Here is a 16,735-nt window from a genome sequence, read left to right as displayed (position 1 = left end):
AAAACACGGGCAAAAAAAATAACGGTTCCATCTCTATCATTTAAAAACACAAATAAAAATGGCGCCAGATTGCGCCATTTTTATTTGCGTGATTTGCATGTGTAGAAATTTATTGTGCTGCTTTGCCTTTCACACCGGCGCAATAATCTTTGGCCTCAGTTGCACTGGTGAACCAATAATAATCCGCTTTGCCAGCCGCACTGATATAGCTCGGTGCATCATGCTGTCCCTTCTTCACTTCTATCAATTGCAGCACCATCACATCGGCATCTTTTTTCTTTTGTTTTAAATGCCAAGGCACGGCGGTTTCAGCGCGTACGTGCTCACCACCCGCGATCAGCATAGCACTGGGAGTCTGTGCCATCGCAGTAGCCATACTGGCATCCTTAGCTAACTGTATCTGCAACATAGGTGTCAAAGTTTCGCGACTTTGCATACCGCAATGCGACGCAAAGATTTGATCTAGCAAATAGCTCTTGATCGCTGGCGTCGCTTGAGTCACCGTTTCAAAACGCGCATTGCCTTCCATTGCCTTTTCGCCCTCTTTATAAACCTTGCCAATAAATGCTTTGCTGATGTTACCTGACTTCAGCGCATCTTTATTCAATGCCGCCTGGAACGATGGACCATAACTAGGCCAATCCCAACCCTTAGCTGGCCAGTTTAAACCCATATGCATTTGCTCCAAACTATCCGTATTTTTTAAATTGGCCAGAGCAGCATCTTGGCTGTCATCGAGCATCTCAAACACGACTTTACTGTTTTTTTGCGGGCTTGCTTGTTGCAACCTGGCTTGTATCAACATGCGTTCAAGACGATGATGTTCGGGGTTGTCATGTTTTTCACCGACAAATACATAGGCATGCGACTGTAATTTTTCTATGAATTTCTTCTCATCAATAAGGCTCCCATCAGCCTTACTAATTTTGTTCAATAAGGGATGGGGATTGATTTCTTGAGCCGTACTAGCGAACATTGCGCTACAGGTCAATACAAAAAAAGTCAGTCGAGAAATTTGAACAAAGCGCATAGCCAGCCTTCAAAAAATGGAGATGGCTGACTATAACTTGCAAGATTAGGGCGTGCAAGCGAACTGCGATCACACTTAGGCGTTTTACCAATCGCACGACATTAAATTGAAATTATCAATTTAAGGAAAAGCAAGTTACAACAAATTGCCTATCTTAAATTGCAAGCAATTCGCACTCAAGCTACTTACCGTCGTGATTCTGAAATTGATTGCGGAGACTGCTGATGAGTGCTCCGCCGAGGTCGGTGAGCTGCCCGGCAAATACCGAGCAGTGCACACCTGGCTGCCGTCATACATATCGGTTGTATGTACAGCAGATAAGACGAATTTTAGACATTTTTTATTACCATACTATGACATCGTAGCTGCCAAAGAAAATGATGCTGGCGATACAAAATCTAACTCGATATGCTTAATTTTTTTAAAATCGCTCAGACAAAAACAATATCAACAATCCTAAATAATTTAAGAAAAAAACAAAATCTCAATTATTTATCACCACTTTTGTATTGGCCTTTATTTTTTCTCAAAGGCGTTACAGTCAACTTAGATAAAATTGCCATAAGGCATTAAATCGCAATTAATCAAGAAAACCCTTATGAAGCTAAAAAGTTGGCCACCAAGCTCTATCAAAACCCGAGTTACGTTTTCCACCTTGATCATATTTTTACTCAGCATTTGGATGCTGACTTTTTATGTTAATCAGAGCATACGCAACAACATGCAGCAAGCATTGGGTGAGCAACAGTTTGCTAGCGCTACTTATATGGCCGCTGAAATCGATCACGAATTCGAACATAGGTTCAATATCTTAGCCACGATAGCTGCCACTGTTACACCAGAACTACTCGACAATCTCACCGAATCTCAAGCACTACTCGAAAGACACACTAGCTTACAAAACTTGTTTAATGGCGGTGCGTTCATTACCAACATCGAAGGAAAGGCGGGTGCATCAATACCATTTTCTTCAGGGAGAACAAATCGTCACTATCTCGACCGAGACTACATTCGCATTCCCATTGAGAATGGAAAACACAGCATAGGCCGGCCAGTCATAGGAAAAGCGCTAGGCACACCTATTTTCGGGATGGCAGTCCCAATCCGAGACCGGAATAACAAGGTCATAGGCGCGTTGGCAGGCATTACTGAGTTATCGCACTCTAGTTTTCTGGACAATCTGCACATCGCAAACAACCAGCATCTAGGAAGCTACAAAATCGCATCGCTACAGCATCAATTATTAATAACAGCCTCTGACAAAAAACGAGTTATGCAAGGCTTCGAGGCGCGTGATTTTCAGCAGTTTAGTGACGAACAGCTGGCGCACAAGAAAACCTATGAAATCTCAAGGGATGACTTTGGAAATGAAGCGCTCAGTTCCATCAAAGCTATCCCAATACCGGACTGGTATCTCAGCATCACTTTACCGACTAAGCAAGCCTTTGCACCTATTCAATTGATGCATCAATGCCTCATTATTGCTGCAGTCGTATTGTCACTTTTCGCTGGTGGATTTACCTGGTGGACCTTGACGCGCCAACTCTCGCCGATTTTCACCACAATAAAATCAATTTCATCGCTAATTGAAAATCATCAACCACTGCATACCTTGGCCATAATCAAGAACAACGAAATCGGTCAATTAATACTCGCCTTCAATCACTTAATTAGAAAAATGGAGTTGCGGGATGAAGCACTACTTGAGAGCAAAGCCCGCTTCAAGACACTGACTGAAATGTCATCTGATTTTTACTGGGAAAGTAATCTCGAACATCGCTTCATCTCACGAACTTTCAGCAAACAAGGAAACCTCAATACAGGAGATCAAACGACCAATTTAATAGGCTATCTACTATGGCAAATCCCCGGACTTCAATTAGCCGCCCAGGTTCAAGAAAGCTTTCGGGATACGCTTTGCAAACATTCTGCATTTCGGGAAATTGAATTAGCACCTGCCACCAACGCAAACCGACAGATTTTCCTATCACTCAGTGGCGATCCTGTTTTTGACAGCAATGGTAAATTTCAAGGTTATCGGGGCATCGCAACCGATATCAGCGTGCGCAAACAAGCCGAGGCCGAACTCAGATTGGCCGCCTCTGCATTTGACATACAAGAATCAATGCTAATTACCAATGCCGAAGGTAGCATACTGCGGGTCAACAAAGCTTTCACAAAAAACCTAGGCTACAGTGCCGACGAAATCATAGGCAAGAAGCCAAGCTACTTTCGCTCCGGGACTCACAGTAAGGAGTTCTATGCGGAGATGTGGCAATCGATCCAAGACACCGGCAGCTGGCAAGGCGAAATCTGGGATAGACACAAAAATGGGGAAATATTGCCGTATTGGCTGATCATTTCAGCAGTAAAAAATGCCGAAAAACAAGTCACACATTACATAGGTGCACATTACGATCTGACCGAACGTCGCCACGCAGCCGAAAGAATCAATCATCTGTCCTACTTCGATCAATTGACCGGACTGCCCAATCGCCAGCTGCTTATAGATAGACTCAAGCAACATATGGCGAGCAGCAGTCGAAATCATAGTTACTGCGCCCTGCTTTCTATCGACATAGACTTGAAGGGCATTAATGATCTATTAGGTCACGACATCGGCGACCAGTTAATCCAACAAGTAGCTGGCAGATTAAATCAGTGTGTGCGAGAAGGCGATACAGTCGCACGCATAGGTGGTGATGAATTTATAGTCATGTTGGCAGGCCTCAGCACGCATGAAGCAGAGGCCGCGACACACACAGAAGATATGGCGGCAAGAATATTAAGTACGCTCAATGAGATTTACCTATTCGAATCAAGTAGCCATCACAGCACATCGAATATCGGTGTAAGCTTGTTTCGCGGCCATCAATTCGAAGTTGAAGAACTTCTGAAGCAAGTCAACCTGGCCATGGGACGGGCAAAGGACGCAGAAAAGAGTGGCGTGTGTTTCTTTGATCCAGCCATGGAAATTGCGGTGATACAAAGAGCCGCATTAGAAAATGACTTACATACTGCCATCGCAGAGCAACAATTCCTCTTAGTTTTTCAAGCTCAATTTGACGACAATGAACAGATAAACGGTGCTGAAGTTCTAGTCCGTTGGCAACACCCAAAACACGGCATGGTATCGCCAGCTGATTTCATTCCACTAGCAGAAGAAACTGGCTTGATTCTTCCTTTGGGGGAATGGGTGTTGGAAACTGCCTGCCAACAGCTCGCAGCCTGGCAGAAGAAAGCTGAAACCATGCACCTTATTTTGGCAGTCAATGTCAGCGCAAATCAATTTCGTCAAAAAGATTTTGTACAACAGGTCCTCAATATTCTGGCAAAAACTGGGGCCAATCCAAACCATCTAAAACTTGAGCTAACAGAAAGCTTGTTAGTGTCTGAGGTCGAAAGTGTTATCGAAAAAATGTTTGCACTTAAATCGATTGGTATCTCATTTTCACTTGATGATTTTGGTACCGGCTATTCCTCCTTATCATATCTGAAGCGACTACCTTTAGATCAATTGAAGATCGATCAATCATTCGTTCGTGATGTTTTAAGCGATCCCAACGATGCAGTCATCATCAAAACCATCATTGCGCTGGGTCAAAGCCTGGGTTTAAGCGTCATTGCGGAAGGTGTTGAGCTGGCGGAACAAAGGGACTTCTTACTCGCTGCCGATTGTCATACTTTCCAAGGCTACTTTTTTAGCCGCCCTCTTCCGCTCAATGAATTCGAGCTTCTTTGCAAAGCCAAATTTGTAGCAAATGAATGACGTCGCGATTCAGAGAACGGCGATCGAAATATGAAATTCATAAAAAAGCGTACCTCAAATCGATCGCCGCCAAGATCAAATCTCCTCAGCTAAAGTCGGTGCCTTAGATTGTATCAATGCCGTTCAAGTCGTAAGAATTTGTAATATATTGAGCCGACCACGATCCGATTCTCTATATTCATACCTGTAGTTTGTGTTTTATTGTATTCCTACCCTATTGTGAATATTGGCCCGCGATGTTTGCGGGCTTTTTTTGTGCCCTGCCAATTCAAACAAAACGAAATGATTTGCCTGATTTAACAAATCCTCGTATAATGCGAGGCTCACTTGCAGTGCACTTGTGCACCTAACATGTGATCCAGTGGTGGTCGTAGCTCAGTTGGTAGAGTCCAGGATTGTGATTCCTGTTGTCGTGGGTTCGAGCCCCATCGTCCACCCCACAGAATGAATAAAAAAGCCCGCTTTTGCGGGCTTTTTTGTTTTCTAAACGATTAATTGGCGTTGTCATTGAAGAGCACAATGAAAATCGCAGAGTTCGATTATAGAAACTGCGATCCTCATCGACAAAAAGTAAGCGTCTCTACCCATCCAATCCCGGATTTGCTGCTTTTACTTTTTGCATCGCTTCAAGCAACAATTCAGGATTATTCAAAGCTAATTTTTTCGTATCTGACAAAGTTTGTCGGAAAGCGCGGGCGCCGACTAGGCCGAAGGTCAAACCTAGCATGTGACGAGTAATACTATTGAGTTTCAATCCCTTGCCATTCTCACCGAATTTTTGTAATTGCTCACGAATGTAAGGCAACATTGCCAATATGACTTCTTCCCGCGTTTTAGGGGTACTGGTATCGCCATAATAGCGCGCATCAAAATTCGTCATGAAGTAAGGGTTGTGGTAGGCCTCACGTCCCAACATGACGCCATCGACATGCAATAGATGCTCATCAATCTCCTGTTCGGTCTTGATGCCACCATTAATGATAATTTCCAAACTGGGGAAATCTTTTTTCAGACGATAGGCGTAATCATATTTCAGCGGTGGCACTTCACGATTTTCCTTCGGTGATAATCCTTTTAAGATGGCATTTCTGGCATGCACCACAAAAGTATTACATCCCGCCTCCGCGATTTGTCCAACAAAATCTCTGACAAAATCATAAGAATCAACATCGTCAATGCCTATCCTGTGCTTTACGGTGACGTCGATGTCGACCACGTCACGCATCGCTTTCACGCAATCGGCCACTAAGTTGGGCTCTGCCATTAAACAGGCACCAAATGCACCTTTTTGTACGCGCTCTGAAGGACAACCACAATTCAAATTAACTTCGTCATAACCCCACTCTTGCCCACGTTTTGCCGCCAGTGCCAAATCGGCAGGCTCGCTACCGCCCAATTGCAAGGCGACCGGGTGCTCTTCTTGATTAAAATCTAAATGACGTGCGATATCACCGTAAAGAATAGCGCCGGTGGTGACCATTTCAGTGTAGAGCCAGGTATGGCGGGAAATATGACGGTGAAACAATCGACAATGACGATCGGACCAATCCATCATGGGGGCCACAGAGATGCGGCGCGAAGGCAGTACGGGAAAATTCACAATAGAAACAGGCAAAAATAAACAGGCGCTATTGTAACCTTTGTGACCTGGCTACGCTTATTTTGCCCTCACAATCAGCGACTCAAATAATAGAAAAACAAGATTTTCTAGCAGTCAAAGTATCCCAAAATCCTACTTTCATTTTGTCTTCGAAGCTTGTTTATCAATTGATAATTGGGCTAATTCCCAAACTTGCTAATCAGGGCCAAACAACTCAGATGGATGTGCAGTTCTATCAGCACCATTACCGCATGCGAGTGAATCGCTGGGACAATAGTGATCGCACCCCCAGCAAATACGTTCTGGATTACTTGGACTAAGAGGAAATTTCTTGGTCATTAATTTAAATGTCTCTGCCGTCATTTGATCGTAGGCGCCATTTATACGTGAATTTGATATTGGCATTGAATAATTTCAAACAAACGCAGGCCAAAACTTTGACTGAAAGCAAGAAAAATTCGAAGCGGCAGCAAGCTTTATTAAATGAGCACATCAGTCTTTCTGTAGAAAGAAATCCTGTCCACAGGATTGGACGGCCTGTCGGTAACGTGACACAATCGGAGTTAATGTAGAACCTAGGATGACCGCCTAAGACGCAAAATAATGGCAGCACCACAAATCAATCACCACATTACTTTTTCGAAAGCGACTTCATGCAAACCGACCATTTTTGGATGCCATTTACCGCCAACCGACAATTCAAGAGCAAACCTAGGCTATTGCAAAGTGCCAAAGGTATGCATTACACGACAGATGACGGACGTGAAATTCTCGATGGCACCGCCGGGTTATGGTGCGTGAATGCTGGTCACAATCACCCAAAAATCGTACAGGCAATACAAGCTCAAGCAGCAGCTTTGGATTTTGCGCCGACCTTTCAAATGGGACATCCACTGGCCTTCCAAGCGGCAAGCAAACTCGCGGCCATTGCGCCAGAAGGCTTAAACCGGGTGTTCTTTTGTAACGATGGTTCAGAAGGGGTTGATACCGCCTTAAAGATGGCACTCGCCTATCATCGCGCGCGCGGCGACGCAGCGCGCTGTCGCTTGATAGGCAGAGAACGCGGTTATCATGGCGTGGGGTTTGGCGGCATCTCGGTCGGCGGTATCGCTGGCAATCGCAAGCAATTTGGCCCTGGCTTAAGTGGCGTTGACCACTTGCGTCATCCTCTGAATATCGCCAAGAATGCATTTAGTAAAGGCATGCCTGCGCATGGTGCTGAGTTAGCAGATGAGTTGGAATTGCGTTTATTAACTCTACACGATCCTTCCAGCGTTGCAGCAGTAATTGTGGAGCCAATGCAAGGCTCAACCGGTGTGATTGTGCCGCCACAAGGCTATCTGCAAAAGCTGCGCGACATCTGTACTAAACACGGTATTTTATTGATTTTCGACGAAGTGATTACCGGATTTGGACGCTTGGGCAAGCCCTTTGCCGCTGATTATTTTGCTGTTAAACCCGACATGATCGTTTGCGCCAAAGGCCTGACAAATGCCGCCGTTCCCATGGGGGCGGTCATCGCTGCGCAGATGGTGCATGATACCTTGGTGAATGCCGCCCCTCAGGATCAAATCGAATTTTTCCACGGCTATACTTACAGCGCTCATCCACTGGCATGTGCTGCAGCGATTGCCACTCTCGAAGTCTACGAGGAAGAAAAAATATTTGAGGCAGCTGAGGCAATGGCGCCTTACTTTGAACAAGCTGCTCATAGTTTGCGTGGCTTACCATATGTGAAGGACATACGAAATTTAGGCTTGGTTTGCGGCATAGAATTAGAGCCACAAAGCGGCAAATCGACGACGCGTGCCTATGACATTTTTGAAAAATGTTTCTGGGAAAAAGATGTCTTAATTCGCACTACCGGCGACATCATTGCCTTATCGCCGCCGCTTATCATCAATAGAGAGCAAATTGATAGCTTATTTTCTCGACTGACTGATGCGATCAACGAGCACGCAAACGCGTCATGATTTGAACCCTAGGTCAACCTAAATATTGCAATTCAATTCTAGCGCACGGATTTTTTCGCCAATGCGGCATTGAACTTTTTAATGACACTATCCGGCACTTGTTTACTACACCATAAGTGCCGGCTATCTTCATGAATTGGCTCTTGAAAATAAGTGAATTTAAAATTACTTTTCGGGTAAGCGGATCGTTTTATCAGCGCCATCGCCTCTTCTTCGCCGAGCAGAAAGTAATCAGCGCGCTGATATACCAGCATGCTCAGCATATTCAAATTTTCGGCATTCGCGACTTCAGTTCGTGGGGCAAACTCGTTAATCAAATGATCCAGACGTTTGCCATAAGAGTAGGCATTTTTTACCAACAGGATTAGATTCTTATCTTGAAATAAGTGACTTACTTTAACTCTTCCATCGATTTTTTTATTGCTAGCCAAATGCAAAGCTATCATCTGCTGTCCGACATAAATTGGATCAGAAAATTTACCTATCAATTCACGTTCGGGCAATCGGTACCACCCCACCAGACAAGCTGGCTCGCGATTAGCACGTATTACATCCAATTGTGTTTCGGCTGTCGCCTTTTTCCACTCATAGGCAATGCCAGCACGTTCAAATCCCTGGCGCGCGGGTGTTGCAGTGAGCCCAGCGACCTGAGCGTTTTCTTGCGACTCCAGAAACGGCGGTCTTTCGTTATAGTAAAGCCGAATTATCTGACTGCTGGTAGCTGGCATACTAAAAAAAAGTCCACCAAGCAAACAAACAAATAGTGAACCGGACCACATCATCGAGGCATACCACTTCAAACAAAACAATCCCATCCCAGCCTCTTCATTCAGCTTTTCTATAATCTAAGCTTACTATTTCTTACTGAAAAACCATCAATGAGAAATAGAAACCGTCAGTGTATCTGCACTGATATTATTCGCCGCCAAGCAAACAGCGGCAAGCAATTTCGCAGGGGATGAAACACAAATTAACGATTCAAAAAATGCTTGTGGCCTAATGCCAGTCAATTAAATGCAAGGATCGCTTAATAAGTAATTCGGGAGCGTCATAAGTCTCATTTTGAACATTCACAACCAAAGAATATCCTTACAACATTCGTGCTAACAGAGCCTTATCATACTTCGCGTCAAGCGGAATACGCACTTTATGGCCGGCACCGCCGATCACATCAATCGCCTCATTATGTTTATTTCGGATCGCCGCCAGATCGACGATTTCATTGCCACTTGGGTGAATGATTTCTATCTTATCCCCGACCGAGAAACGATTTTTTACTTCGACTTCAGCCCAACCATCCGCGACGGACAAGACATTGCCGACATACTGACTGCGATGTGCCTTTGATACACCTTCCATATAGTTTTGATGCTCTTGGGTGTGATGACGTTGGTAAAATCCATCGGTATAACCACGATTCGCTAGACCATTTAATTCACCAAGCAATTGCTCATTGAACGGACGGCCAGCCACCGCATCATCAATCGCACGACGATACGTTTGTGCGGTACGAGCGACATAATACAAAGACTTGGTACGGCCTTCCACTTTGAGCGAATCGACACCAATTTTTGCCAAGCGTTCAACGTGCTCGATCGCACGTAAGTCTTTTGAATTCATGATGTAAGTGCCGTGCTCGTCTTCCAGTATCGGCATAAAACTACCTGGGCGCCCTGCTTCTTCCACCAAATATGGACGATCCGCCAAAGGATGACGCGGCATATCCCCCATCGCAGAGAATGACTGATTCGCATCTTCCAAAGCTTTATTGAAATCGAACTTGATAGTTTCAACCGGAATGCGCTGCAGGTCACCCGTCTCATTTTCAGTCGCGTTTTCAACCTTGTAATCCCAGCGACAAGAATTGGTGCAAGTTCCTTGATTCGGGTCACGATGATTGAAGTAACCTGACAATAAACAGCGTCCTGAGTAAGCGATACACAAAGCGCCGTGGACGAACACTTCGAGCTCCATTTCCGGGCAACGCTGTTTGATTTCTTCAATTTCATCTAAGGATAATTCGCGCGACAAAATCACGCGGGTTAAGCCCATCTTTTGCCAAAATTTCACGTCTGCCCAGTTAACCGCATTCGCTTGCACGGATAAATGTACATTCACTTCTGGCCACTTCTCACGCACCATCATGATCAAGCCCGGATCAGCCATAATTAAAGCGTCCGGCTTCATTGCGATGACCGGTTCCATATCATTCAGATAGGTTTTTAATTTAGAGTTATGCGGAAAAATATTGCTGGCTACGAAGAAAGATTTGCCTCGGGCATGCGCGCCGTCTATACCTTGCTGCAGGATATCCAATGTAGAAAATTCATTATTGCGAGCGCGCAAACTGTAGCGTGGCTGTCCGGCATACACCGCATCCGCACCAAAATCAAATGCTGCATGCATTTTTTCTAAAGAGCCTGCGGGTAAGAGTAATTCCGGCGCTTTTAACTTTGCTGAACTTGAAGCTGACGTAGGATTTGACATAGGGACACCATCTAAAAATACCGCGATCTCAAACGGGTTGAGAACGCTTAAAGTTAATCAATTTGAGGGAATTTTTGCACAAATTCGCTTGCGCGCTCTGTGCTATGACAAGCTTGGTGCTTTTTCTAATTGTTTTTTAAAGGCTTTAACAAGCGCTCCTGACGGAACGCCATCACTTCATTAAATATCAAAGCAAATAAAACAACCGAGCCGCCTAGCAGCGTCGCTTTTGCGGGCTCTTCGCCGATCGCCAGCCAGACCCAAAAAGGTCCGAGCACCACTTCGAGCAGAGACAATAATGAAATTTCCGGTGCACTCAAGCCTTTTGCCGCATGCACCATGATCATGCAGGGTAATCCGAGTTGAAACACGCCTAAAGTAGCCAAGATCACTAGGTCGTGCAAGGATGCCGTCAAAGGTAAGGCGAATGGCAACATCAAAGCTGCCGACAAAATTCCGCCAATTAAAACAGCAGGAATTAAATCCACATGCTGCCCGCCCTTCTTCAGGATAATCACGTTTGCCGCAACCGCGAAAGGCACGCATAAAGCCAACATCACACCGATCAAACCACTCGCATCAAGCTTAGAAAAACCATCAACAAACATCCATAACATACCGGCGAAAGCGACGAAAATCGCTAACCAAGTTCGATTTGGAATTTTTTCGGCCAGAAAGATCCAGGCGAAGATCGCAGTCAATAGCGGTGCGAAACTCTCTACGATCAAGGCATTCGCCACTGTGGTCATGGTCAGTGCTAACATAAAGCAAGTGAACATGGCTGCCCACATAAAACCGGATGCCAGGCCATAACGACCAAGGCTTAGCAGCTTTTGACCAAGTTTGCCTTTGTGCTGCCATACCAAAGCTAAGCCAACAAAAATGGCGGCAAAAAAACTCCGCCAAAAACTCACTTCAAAGCCACGTGCAGATTCCAGCTGGCGCGATAAGACGCCCGCTGTGCTCCACATCGTTGGCGCAATAATCATTAACACTAAAGCAGTTTTGTGGCTGGGCTGCCGCATGAGTTTACTCCAGAGATATAAAACAGAAACCCGCTTGACAAAGAATCAAGCGGGCTTCTTGTGATACCGCGTCATTCTCAACATGAATGCTAAGAATTAGCTGAACCTGTATCTTTATTTACGAATAAATCGACTAGTCGTCCATTCAATTAAGCTTCGCGAGACGCTTTTTTACGCTCGTGTTCTTTCAAGAAACGCTTACGCAAACGAATGCTCTTCGGTGTTACTTCGACCAATTCGTCGTCTTCAATAAATTCAACGGCATATTCCAAACTCATTTGAATTGGTGGAACCAAACGTACCGCTTCGTCCGTACCAGAAGAGCGAACGTTAGTTAATTGCTTGCCTTTGATTGGATTCACAACCAAATCGTTATCACGTGAGTGAATACCGATGATCATGCCTTCGTACACTGGATCGTTATGGACTACGAACATACGACCGCGGTCTTGCAATTTCCAAATAGCGTAAGCAACAGCAGCGCCATCATCTTGAGAAATCAACACGCCGTTACGACGGCCAGCCATTTCACCTTTTGTATTATCAACTGGTGCGTATTCATCAAACACGTGACTCATCAAACCAGTACCGCGTGTCAATGTCATGAATTCGCCTTGGAAGCCGATCAAGCCACGTGCTGGAATACGGTATTCCAAACGCACACGGCCTTTGCCGTCCGGTTCCATGTTTTGCAAATCACCACGACGACGACCGAGCTCTTCCATCACGCCGCCTTGGTTGTTTTCTTCTACGTCAACCGTCAAGTTCTCATACGGCTCGTGGCGCACGCCATCCACCATTTTGAAAACAACGCGTGGACGAGAAACAGCCAATTCAAAACCTTCGCGACGCATGTTTTCGATCAAAATCGTCAAATGCAATTCGCCGCGACCAGATACTTCGTACGTAGAATCATCACCTTCAGCTTGTACTACACGCAACGCCATGTTGGATTTCAATTCACGATCCAAACGATCACGAATCTGACGTGTTGTTACGAACTTACCTTCACGACCAGCCAATGGTGAGCTATTCACCATGAAGTTCATCGTCAATGTTGGTTCATCGATCTTCAACATTGGCAAACCTTCCGGTGCATCCGGTGCGCAAATGGTGGAACCGATACTGATCTCTTCAATACCGTTGATCAAAACGATGTCGCCAGCCAATGCCTCATCAGTCAATACACGGTCCAAGCCTTTAAATGTCAACACTTGGTTAATACGTGCTTTGCTTGGCTTGTCTTCAGGGCCATTCATCCAAACAACGTCTTGACCTGCACGAACGCGGCCACGCAAGATACGACCAACGCCGATCTTACCAACGTAAGAAGAGTATTCCAAAGAAGTGATTTGCAATTGCAATGGACCGTTTGGATCATCTTCACGCGCAGGAACGTGTTTCAAGATGGCATCAAACAAGGGCTCCATGTTACCGTCACGTACTGTGTCTTCTAAGCCGGCATAGCCTTTGAAACCAGACGCGTAAACGATAGGGAAATCTAACTGTTCATCAGTCGCACCGAGTTTGTCGAACAATTCAAATGTCGCGTTAACGGCTTTTTGCGGATCCGCGTTTTCACGGTCAATCTTATTCACAACCACGATAGGCTTCAAACCCAAAGCCAAAGCTTTACGTGTTACGAAACGCGTTTGTGGCATTGGGCCTTCTTGCGCATCAACCAGCAACAACACGCTATCAACCATGGACAATACACGTTCAACTTCGCCACCGAAGTCGGCATGGCCTGGCGTGTCAACGATGTTGATGTGTGTGCCTTTGTATTCAACTGCACAGTTTTTGGAAAGAATCGTGATACCGCGCTCTTTCTCAATATCGTTGGAATCCATAACGCGATTATCAACTTGTTGATTATCACGGAAAGTACCAGATTGGCGCAGCAATTGATCCACTAGCGTAGTTTTGCCGTGGTCAACGTGAGCGATAATGGCGATGTTGCGAATAGCGCGTGTATTGTTGGTCATGATTGTATTTATATGGGAGGTGATTCGAATAACCGACGATTATAGCATGCTGCAATGCAAAACTTACGTCTCGATTACAAACAATGCAGATATTTTCGTCATTATTTCAAAGACTTACTACGCATTGATGACAAAAAGAGGATTTTCTGGCAAGCCTGTTGAGGCTTTCGCGACGTCAGTCCTTGCACCAAGAATCAATGCCCACAGTCAAAGTGAGCGCAGAAAAATTACATAGCCCCTCTTGAAATATCAAGTTAGCACCACATTTGATGCTCACTTAAGTTGATTCATCGACTCCGTTAATTCTTAAATATCGAGGAAAGCATGTCAGAAAAACAAACCCTGGGATTTCAAGCAGAAGTTTCACAATTGCTCCAATTGATGATCCATTCTTTGTATTCAAACAAAGAAATTTTCTTAAGAGAGCTCATTTCTAACGCTTCGGATGCCTCCGACAAACTGCGTTTTGAAGCAATTAACGATGCCAGCTTGTTCGAAAATGATTCCGAATTAAAGATCAAAGTTAGTTTCGACAAAGCTGCACGCACGATTACGATCAGCGACAATGGCATTGGTATGACGCGTGATGACGCAGTGAACCATCTTGGTACGATTGCCAAATCGGGAACTAAAGAATTCTTTTCTAAACTATCCGGTGATCAACAAAAAGATGCGGCCATGATTGGTCAGTTTGGTGTTGGTTTCTACTCAGGCTTCATCGTTGCCGACAAAATGACAGTGGAATCACGTCGTGCCGGCACCGCAGCAAGCGAAGGCGTGCGCTGGGAATCTGCTGGCGCCGGCGATTTCAGTGTAGAGCAAATTACGAAAGAAGATCGCGGCACGTCTATCACTTTGCATTTGCGCGAAGGTGAAGATGATTTCCTCTCTTCTTGGAAACTCAAATCCATTATCCGCACTTATTCTGACCACATCTCTTTGCCTATTTTGATGCAAAAAGAAGAATGGGATGATGAGAAAAAAGAACAAGTTCTGAAAGACGAACTCGAAACCGTTAATCAAGCCAGTGCATTGTGGGCGCGCAGTAAATCTGACATCACGCCTGAGCAATACACTGAATTCTACAAGCATATTTCGCACGATTACACCGCACCGTTGACACACACGCACAATCGCGTCGAAGGTCGTAGCGAATATACGCAGTTGCTGTACATTCCAAGCCGCGCACCGTTTGATATGTGGGACCGCAATAAACGTGGCGGCATCAAGCTCTACGTCAAACGTGTGTTCATCATGGACGACGCAGAACAATTAATGCCAGTTTATTTGCGTTTTGTGAAAGGGATTATTGATTCCAACGATTTGCCTTTAAATGTATCTCGTGAAATTTTGCAAGAGTCACGCGATATCAAAGCGATCCGCGAGGGCTCCACCAAACGCGTGCTAGGCATGTTGGAAGATTTGGCCAACGCGGAAGGCGATGAGGCAGAAAGCAAGAAAGAGAAATTTGCCAGCTTCTGGAAAGAATTTGGTCAAGTTTTGAAAGAAGGTATCGGTGAAGATGCTGCTAACAAAGATCGTATCGCCGCCTTGCTCCGTTTTGCTTCTACGCATAATGACAACGAAGCGCAAACCGTGTCACTGGCTGACTACCTTGCCCGCGCCAAGGAAGGCCAAGATAAGATTTATTATGTGACGGCCGATAGCTTTGCCGCAGCAAAAAATAGCCCGCATCTGGAAATTTTCCGCAAGAAAGGCGTGGAAGTTTTATTGCTCACCGATCGCGTTGACGAATGGATGTTGTCGTTCTTAACAGCGTTTGAAGGTAAAGATTTGGTTTCCGTTGCAAAAGGCGATCTGGATCTGGGTAAGCTGGAAGACGAGGCCGAAAAAAAGCAACATGAAGAAACAGAAACGCAATTTAAAGATCTGGTTGAAAAAATGAAAACCGCTTTGACCGATAAAGCTAAAGATGTGCGCATTACCTTCCGCTTAACTGATTCACCAGCTTGCTTAGTCGCTGACGAAAACGAACTTTCAGGCAATTTGGTACGTATGTTGAAAGCCGCAGGTCAGGCAGCGCCAGAATCTAAGCCGATTTTGGAAGTGAATCCAGATCATCCATTGGTACAGCGTTTGAAGTATGAAGAAGCGAAATTCAATGACTGGTCACACATCTTGTTTGACCAGGCAGCTTTAGCTGAAGGCGGCACGCTTGATGATCCAAGCGCATTTGTAAAGCGCCTGAACGAAATGCTACTGAATGTCAGCAAATAAATAGATCAAACTTCAGCCAAGAATAAAAAAACCGGAACTCAAAATTCCGGTTTTTTTATTTTACGGTCAAACAAATTTAATGCGTGACCCGCGTAGTACGGCGATCTGACAATAAACGCACTCGCTCACCAGGGCGGAAAGTTTCGTCGGCATCTTGCGTAATTGCCTTCATTTCGCCATTGTCGAGACGCACGGTAATCTCTACACCACGACGTGTGTTCGCATTGGACTCTACGTTATTACCAATAATCCCGCCTACCACAGCCCCAACGATACCAGTTGCCGTCGAGCCGCGACCGCCGCCCAAACTAGATCCCGCTAAGCCACCTAAAGCAGCACCCGTTAAAGTACCGACACCGCTACGACCGCCATCTATAGTCACTTCACGTACAGATTCAACCACGCCCATACGAACTGACATTTCGTTCTGAGTCTGATAAGGCCGATAAACACTGCCAGAAGTATGTGTCGAAACACAAGCTGTCATAGTTGAGGCAGAAGCGATCACCGCAGCAACAATTAATAATTTTTTCAAAATAAACTCCTTACTTGGTTTGACGTCAGCATCACATAAATAGAATGCACAATTTGCTTACCTGTCCGGCTACAACGTCACATTTAACATTCA

At 45.2% G+C, this 16,735-nt stretch carries 11 protein-coding genes and 1 tRNA gene; 4 read left to right on the top strand and 8 right to left on the bottom strand.

The window, feature by feature from the left end; translation table 11 throughout:
- Positions 1 to 109: 109 nt before the first annotated feature.
- Entirely contained in the window at positions 110 to 976 is an 867-nt protein-coding gene (locus AC1RR2_RS00140; protein WP_493220276.1) for a ChaN family lipoprotein, read from the bottom strand.
- A gap of 652 nt (positions 977 to 1,628) precedes the next feature.
- Here AC1RR2_RS00140 and AC1RR2_RS00135 point away from each other — a divergent pair.
- Together AC1RR2_RS00135 and AC1RR2_RS00130 are read left to right on the top strand one after the other, a co-directional pair.
- Positions 1,629 to 4,799 carry an EAL domain-containing protein gene (locus AC1RR2_RS00135; RefSeq protein ID WP_493220275.1) on the top strand — a complete coding sequence of 1,057 codons (3,171 nt, stop codon included), beginning with the start codon at positions 1,629 to 1,631 and terminating at the stop codon, positions 4,797 to 4,799.
- 364 nt (positions 4,800 to 5,163) lie between these two features.
- Positions 5,164 to 5,239: transfer RNA gene (locus AC1RR2_RS00130), tRNA-His, on the top strand.
- Between the two features lie 140 nt (positions 5,240 to 5,379).
- Here AC1RR2_RS00130 and dusA read toward each other — a convergent pair.
- Positions 5,380 to 6,399: a tRNA dihydrouridine(20/20a) synthase DusA gene (gene dusA / locus AC1RR2_RS00125; protein WP_493220274.1), complete on the bottom strand. Its 1,020-nt coding sequence runs from the start codon at positions 6,397 to 6,399 to the stop codon at positions 5,380 to 5,382.
- A gap of 195 nt (positions 6,400 to 6,594) precedes the next feature.
- Positions 6,595 to 6,738, bottom strand: a complete 144-nt coding sequence (locus tag AC1RR2_RS00120; RefSeq protein WP_493220679.1) for a DUF3079 domain-containing protein — start codon at positions 6,736 to 6,738, stop codon at positions 6,595 to 6,597.
- A gap of 314 nt (positions 6,739 to 7,052) precedes the next feature.
- On the opposite strand from AC1RR2_RS00120, the gene aptA reads away from it, so the two are divergent.
- Positions 7,053 to 8,372, top strand: coding sequence for an omega-aminotransferase AptA (gene aptA, locus AC1RR2_RS00115; protein WP_493220273.1), 1,320 nt, complete (start codon positions 7,053 to 7,055; stop codon positions 8,370 to 8,372).
- Between the two features lie 38 nt (positions 8,373 to 8,410).
- Here aptA and AC1RR2_RS00110 read toward each other — a convergent pair whose 3' ends face one another.
- From AC1RR2_RS00110 to typA, 4 genes are all read right to left on the bottom strand, one after another.
- Positions 8,411 to 9,187: a hypothetical protein gene (locus AC1RR2_RS00110; protein WP_493220272.1), complete on the bottom strand. Its 777-nt coding sequence runs from the start codon at positions 9,185 to 9,187 to the stop codon at positions 8,411 to 8,413.
- A gap of 274 nt (positions 9,188 to 9,461) precedes the next feature.
- Positions 9,462 to 10,859, bottom strand: a complete 1,398-nt coding sequence (gene trhP / locus AC1RR2_RS00105) for a prephenate-dependent tRNA uridine(34) hydroxylase TrhP (RefSeq protein ID WP_493220271.1) — start codon at positions 10,857 to 10,859, stop codon at positions 9,462 to 9,464.
- Positions 10,860 to 10,984: 125 nt separating this feature from the next.
- Positions 10,985 to 11,884 carry a DMT family transporter gene (locus tag AC1RR2_RS00100; RefSeq protein WP_493220270.1) on the bottom strand — a complete coding sequence of 300 codons (900 nt, stop codon included), beginning with the start codon at positions 11,882 to 11,884 and terminating at the stop codon, positions 10,985 to 10,987.
- A 149-nt stretch (positions 11,885 to 12,033) separates the two neighbouring features.
- Positions 12,034 to 13,869 (bottom strand): translational GTPase TypA, encoded by a 1,836-nt coding sequence (gene typA, locus AC1RR2_RS00095; RefSeq protein ID WP_493220269.1) that lies wholly within the window; start codon positions 13,867 to 13,869, stop codon positions 12,034 to 12,036.
- 324 nt (positions 13,870 to 14,193) lie between these two features.
- Here typA and htpG point away from each other — a divergent pair, with 324 nt between their 5' ends.
- Entirely contained in the window at positions 14,194 to 16,107 is a 1,914-nt protein-coding gene (gene htpG / locus AC1RR2_RS00090) for a molecular chaperone HtpG (RefSeq protein WP_493220268.1), read from the top strand.
- 76 nt (positions 16,108 to 16,183) lie between these two features.
- Here htpG and AC1RR2_RS00085 read toward each other — a convergent pair whose 3' ends face one another.
- The gene (locus tag AC1RR2_RS00085; RefSeq protein WP_493220267.1) at positions 16,184 to 16,642 is read right to left on the bottom strand and encodes an outer membrane lipoprotein; all 459 of its coding nucleotides are present in this window, start codon (positions 16,640 to 16,642) and stop codon (positions 16,184 to 16,186) included.
- Positions 16,643 to 16,735 lie beyond the last annotated feature (93 nt).

It is taken from the genome of Undibacterium sp. GW821-FHT11H02 (assembly GCF_058808015.1).
The sequence above is the reverse complement of the archived record's forward strand: the minus strand, read 5'-3'. Positions and strand labels throughout refer to the sequence as shown.